The 4,654-nt window shown below is 72.9% G+C and carries 2 protein-coding genes; one reads left to right on the top strand and one right to left on the bottom strand.

Annotated features, from left to right (window positions below; all coding sequences use genetic code 11):
• The first annotated feature begins 207 nt into the window (after window positions 1-207).
• A complete protein-coding gene (locus G3I65_RS21675; protein WP_160697735.1) occupies window positions 208-1,539 on the top strand; it encodes a cytochrome P450 in 1,332 nt (443 codons plus the stop codon).
• A gap of 5 nt (window positions 1,540-1,544) precedes the next feature.
• Here G3I65_RS21675 and G3I65_RS21680 read toward each other — a convergent pair.
• Window positions 1,545-4,654: family 78 glycoside hydrolase catalytic domain (locus G3I65_RS21680; RefSeq protein ID WP_160697736.1), on the bottom strand; the 3,110-nt coding region annotated here is incomplete at its 5' end.

Here is a 4,654-nt window from a genome sequence, read left to right on the forward strand (position 1 = left end):
TCGCCGCTGGCCGCGGTCTGCGACTTCTGCGGCCGCCGCGAGCGCCGGACGTTCCTCGGCCTCCGGCGTCCGCTGCTGCGCGTGGACTGCGCCGCGCGGGACGCGGTGATCTGCGCGGACTGCCTCGACCACGCCGGGGACGTGCTGAACGTCGCCCTGCGCCGCTGACGGCGTTTCCGCCGCGAGCGGTGCGGGTAGCCGCGCCTCATGACGACTACCCAGGAGAGGCCCGACACCGCTTCGGTGGCCGAGACGATCCGGATCGGGTTCGGCGTGGCGCTGCCCACGCTGGCCGGCGGCGTGATCAAACGCCGGCCGCGAGCGATGGCCGTCGCGGAGAAGCTGCAGGTCGACCGCCCGGCCGTCAAGATGCTGACGCGCCTGCGCGACCGGCACGGCGGGCGGCCGCTGAAGCTGCGCGTGCCCGGCCGCTCGGTGGAGCTGGCGTTGTCCGCCGAAGACGTCGGCGCGGTGCTGGCGGCCGCACCGACGCCGTTCAGTCCGTCCACAGTGGAGAAACGAGCCGCGCTGGGGCACTTCCAGCCGCACGGCGTGCTGATCTCGCCCGCCGGCGAGCGTGGCCCGCGGCGGGCGTTCTCCGAGGCCGTGCTGGAACCGGGCCGTCCGCTGCACGAGCTGGCGGCGCCGTTCGCCCGCGCGATCGCCGAGGAGACCGCCGCGCTGACCACCGCCGGTGAGCTGACCTGGGACAGCTTCAACGTCGTTTGGTGGCGCCTGGTCCGGCGGATCGTGCTGGGCGAGGGCGCCCGCGACGACGAAACCCTCACCGACCAGCTGGAACGGCTTCGTCTCGACGCCAACTGGGCGTACCTGCACCCGCGGCGGAACCGGCTGCGCGCCGAGTTCCACGACCGGCTGACCGCCCACCTCGAGCGCGCGGAGCCGGGCAGCCTGGCCGCGGCGATCGCGGCCACGCCCGGCGACGGCACCGCGGCGGACCAGGTGGCGCACTGGCTGTTCGCCTTCGACGCGGCGGGCATGGTGACCCTCCGGACCCTGGCCCTGCTGGCATCCCACCCGGCGGCGGCGGACCGCGCCCGCGAAGAGATCGCCGGGACCGACCCGGGGGAGCCGCACCAGCTGAGCTACCTGCGGGCGTGCGTGCTGGACGCGATCCGCCTGTGGCCCACGACGCCGATGCTGCTGCGCGAAAGCACGGAGGAGACGTCGTGGGGCCCGGCGGGCACGACCGTCCTGGTCTTCACCCCGTTCTTCCACCGCGACGCCGACCTGCCCTACGCCGACCGCTTCGACCCGGACATCTGGCTCGACGGCCGCGCGGCCGCCAACCCGGCGCTCGTCCCGTTCAGCGCCGGCCCGGCGATCTGCCCGGGCCGTGACCTGGTCCAGTTCTGCGTGAGCACGCTGCTGGCGAACCTGCTGCGGAGCCACGCGTTCGAGCAGACGACGGGCCCGGTGCTGGCCCCGGACCGCCCGCTCCCGGCGACGCTCGACAACTTCCACCTGAAATTCGCCGTGCGGCCGGTGCTGCCCCGCGAAGGAGGCGGCACCGGCTGAACTCCCTACGCGGGAGCCGTGAACACGTACGAACCCGCCGGCACGAAGTACGTCCCCGGCGAGGACGGCACGGCCTGAGCGGGAGCCGCCACCGCGCCCGGGTTCGACGTCGGCACCTGCACCGTCGCCGAAGACCCGGCCGGCACCGTCACCTTCAGCGTCAACGTCCCGGCCGACACCGACCAGTCGCTGACCGCGCCGCCGTACGGGGTCTCGTACGCCGACTTCGCCGACGTCAAGCCACCACCGGGGCGCGGCGCCACCAGCAGCGACGCGTAACCCGGGGACGACGGCGACAGCCCGCCGACCGAGCGATACAGGAAGTCGCCCACCGAGCCGAGGCCGTAGTGGTTGAACGAGTTCATGCCCGGGTCGTTGAACGTGCCGTCGGGTTTGATGCCGTCCCAGCGCTCCCAGATCGTGGTCGCGCCGTGGCCGATCATGTAGCCCCAGCCGGGGAAGTCGGGCTGCAGCAGTACCTGGTACGCGACGTCGGCGTGGCCGTGCGCGGCCAGCACTGGCAGCAGGTTCTCGACGCCGAGGAACCCGACGCTCAGGTGGCCGCCCGCCGCCGCCACGCGCGCGGCCAGCTTGTCCGCCGTCGGCTGGACGCGGGACGCCGGGAGCAGGCCGAACGCCAGCGCCAGGACGTACCCGGCCTGCGAACCCGACCCGACGGTCCCGTCGGCCTGCGTGAACCGGCTGGTGAACGCCGCGCCGATCTGGTCGGCCAGCGTCCCGTACTTCGTCGCCTCCGCCGTCCGCCCGGTCGCCGCCGCCATCCGTGACACCAGCCTCGACGACCACGCGAAGAACGCCGTCGAAATCAGGTCCTGCGCGGTGTTGTCGTTGACGTTCAGCCAGTCCCCGTACGTCTGGTGGTCGCGGATCAGGTCCGCGCCGGACGTCGAGCGCAGGTACTCGACCCACTTCACCATCGCGGCGAAGTGCTCGTCGATCACGCCGGTGTCGCCGTAGCGCTGCCACAGCGTGTACGGCACGATGACGCCCGCGTCGCCCCAGCCCGCCGTGCCCGAGCCGCCCAGCACGCCCGGCGCGACGTCGGTGAACGAGCCGTCGTCGTGCTGCGCGTCGACCAGGTCGTCGCTGAACTTGCCGAGGAAGTTCGCCACGTCGAGGTTGAACGTCGAAGTGCCGGCGAAGATCCCGATGTCGCCGGTCCAGCCGAGCCGCTCGTCGCGCTGCGGGCAGTCGCTCGGGACGGACAGCATGTTCGAGCGCTCACCCCACAGTATGTTGTGCTGCAACTGGTTCACCAGCGCGTTCGACGTCGTGAACGTGCCCGTCTGCGCACCGGACGTCCACATCGCCCGGCCGGTCAACGTCGTCGCCGTCGGGGCCGACGGCAGGCCGGTCAGCTCGACGTACCGGTAGCCGTGCACGGTGAACCGCGGCTCGTACGTCTCCGCGGACCCGGTGCCCGCCAACGTGAAGCGGTCGGTCGCCTGCGCCGCGCGGAGGTTCGTCGTGTAGATCGTGCCGTCCGGGTTGAGCACTTCGGCGTGCCGCACGGTCACCGTCGTCCCCGCCGGCCCGGTCACTGAAAGCCGGTTCCAGCCGGAGAAGTTCTGGCCGAGGTCGGCCACCCACACGCCGGGCTTCGGCTGCGTCCACGCGACGGGCTTGAACTCCTGCTGCACCGTGACGCCGTTGTCCACTTGGGACACCAGGTTCGGCTTCGCGCCGGAGCGCACACGCGGTGCGGCCCACGCCCGGTCGTCGAAGCCCGGCCGGTCCCAACCGGACGGCACGAGCCGGGCGTCGTAGGTCTCGCCCTGGTAGAGGTCGTCGGCGCGGATCGGGCCGTCGGTGGTCTTCCAGCTGCCGTCGGACGCGATCGTCGTGCCGGTCCCGTCGGTGAAGGTCAGCTTCAGCTGCGCCGAGTACCACGGCTCGGTGCCGTACTTCTGGCTGCCGGCGATGCCGACGCTGCCGGAGTACCAGCCGTTGCCGAGCATCGCGCCCAGCGCGTTCTCGCCCTGGCGGATCTGCCCGGTGACGTCGGAAACGCGGTACTGGACGCGTTTCGCGTAGTCGGTCCAGCCGGGCGCGAGGACCTCGGTGCCGACCTTGGCGCCGTTGAGGTGGGTCTCCTGCAGCCCGAGCGCGGTGGTGAGCAGCCGCGCGCTCGCCACCGGCTTCGAGACGGTGAAGCTCTTGCGCAGCAGGGGAGAGGGCGCGGACACGGCGACGTTCGCACCCCACGGGCCGGTGCCGTACGTGGTCAGCGCGCGGGCGCCGGTCCACGAGCTGTCGTCGAACCCGCGCTGCTCCCAGCCGTCCGGCCCGGTCTGGTTCGCCTTCCACGAGCCGTCGGTGAGCACGGTGGGTCCACCTTGGACGGTCAGCTTGGCGATCAGCCCGGCCGGGCTCTGCGTGGTGTTCTCGGCGCTGATCGCGATCGTGTTGGACCCCGCCGTGAGGAGACCGCCGACGTCGACGACGGCCGCCGTCTTCCACGAGTCGGTCACCCGCGGCGAGTCGCTGACCTTCGTGCCGTTGACCCACACGGTCGCGGTGTCGTCGCCGGTGACGACCAGCGTCGCCTTGCCCGGCGCGGCCAGGTCGAAGGTCTTGCGGAAGAACCGGGTCGCCGGGGGTACGCCGCCGAGCGGATCGCCTTCGGGGTACCAGATCCAGCTCGCGCCGGCGAGGTCCGGGCCCGCGGTGGCGCGGCCGACGAACGCGCCGGTCCACTCAGCCGACGGCGTGCGCAACGCGGTTTCGAAGCGCTGCACCGCACTCCAGCCGCTCTGCCGGCCCTGGCCGTCCCAGACGCGGACGCGCCAGGTGTACGCCGTGAGCGAGCCGAGCGCCGGGCCGCCGTAGGGCACATCGGCCTGCTGGGCCGAAGCGACGCGGCCGCTGTCCCAGACGTCCGTTCCGCCGGTGGACACCACGATCTGGTACGCGGACTGCCGTTGCTGCGGCGCGGCCGAACCCAGCTTCCAGCCGAACCGCGGCTGCGCCGGGTCGACGCCGAGGGGGTTGACCCGCTGCCCGACCGTGGCGGTCGCGACCGACAGCGGGGTCGGGTCCGAGGCGCTCGGCGTGCTGACGCCGGTGCCCCAGGGCGCGGTGCCGTACGCGCCGA

This window comes from Amycolatopsis sp. SID8362 (assembly GCF_010550475.1).
In the GTDB taxonomy this organism is placed as follows: domain Bacteria; phylum Actinomycetota; class Actinomycetes; order Mycobacteriales; family Pseudonocardiaceae; genus Amycolatopsis; species Amycolatopsis eburnea.

What these genes read in the sequence shown, in the direction of transcription:
- G3I65_RS21675 (WP_160697735.1), top strand. Translation starts at nt 208, where the DNA reads ATGACGACTACCCAGGAGAGGCCCGACACCGCTTCGGTGGCCGAGACG.